This is a genomic window from Methylobacterium sp. WL103 (assembly GCF_008039885.1).
Taxonomy (GTDB): Bacteria; Pseudomonadota; Alphaproteobacteria; order Rhizobiales; family Beijerinckiaceae; genus Methylobacterium; species Methylobacterium cerastii.
Window position 1 is genome coordinate 1 of the sequence record NZ_VRUX01001197.1, and the last position, 609, is coordinate 609.

Below are 609 nucleotides of genomic sequence, written 5' to 3' on the forward strand. Positions count from 1 at the left end.
GGCCGAGACCGCGGCCCCGAGCGCCGACCCGACGCAGGTGCGGCCCGGCGCCTACCGCCTCGATCCCGACCACGCCAAGATCACGTGGTCGCTGAGCCATCTCGGCTTCTCGACCTATTACGGACAGATCACCGACGTGACCGGCGACGCGGTGCTCGACCCGAAGGACCCGGCCAAGATCCGACTCAAGGTCACGATCGGCACCGACAGCGTCACCGGCGTGAACCCGAAGCTCGACGCGCACCTCAAGGCGCCGGACTTCTTCGACACCGCGAAGTTCCCAAGCGCGACCTTCGTCGCCACCGCGGTCGAGGCGACGAGCCCGACCACGGCGCGGGTCACCGGCGACCTGACGCTGCGCGGCGTCACCAAGCCGGTCGCCTTCGACGCGACCTTCAACCAAGCCGGCATCCACCCGGTGGACAAGGCCTACACCGTGGGCTTCGACGGCCGCGCCGTGCTCAAGCGCTCGGATTTCGGCATCGACGCCTACCTGCCGGTGCTCGGCGACGAGGTGGTCCTGCGGCTCGAAGGCGAGTTCAAGGCGGTGAACTGACGGGCTCAGCCGAGCTTGGCCAGGGCCGCCGCGATCCGCGCGGCGCCGGGGCC

Annotated in this window: 1 protein-coding gene; it reads left to right on the forward strand. The window is 70.4% G+C overall.

Features of this window, described 5'->3' with window-relative positions; genetic code table 11:
- Nucleotides 1–556: YceI family protein (locus tag FV222_RS28590; protein WP_147816485.1), on the forward strand; the 556-nt coding region annotated here is incomplete at its 5' end.
- Between the last annotated feature and the right edge of the window lie 53 nt (nt 557–609).